General features: G+C 53.7%; 1 protein-coding gene. It reads left to right on the forward strand.

All coding sequences use genetic code 11. The features are described 5' to 3' along the window. Positions 1-315: hypothetical protein (locus tag PGX78_RS09350; protein ID WP_270446693.1), on the forward strand; the 315-nt coding region annotated here is incomplete at both ends.

The following is a 315-nucleotide window of genomic DNA, read 5'->3' on the forward strand; positions in this document are numbered from 1 at the left end:
ACGACGGCAACTTCTACGATGATAAAGCAGAAGGCCAAGGCAACTTGGTAGCGAAGTCGGATGTCATTGCGTCCATGAACGACGGCAACAACTCGACGACGGCTCCGATGCGTCTGAACAACGTAGCAAGCTCGATCTCCAACCAGACGGGAGCTACGTTCCTGGATAAACTCGACGCGGCTAATACGAACAACCCGAACAGTGCCGTTAACGTATCGGACTTGAAGAACACGGCCGACGGCTTGACGGACAAGGGTCTTAAGTTTGATGCCAACTCGGGCGGCGTGAAGACGAACAAACTCGGATCGACGGTTA

It is taken from the genome of Megasphaera sp. AF13-6AC (assembly GCF_027685385.1).
GTDB classification, from domain to species: Bacteria; Bacillota; Negativicutes; order Veillonellales; family Megasphaeraceae; genus Megasphaera; species Megasphaera micronuciformis.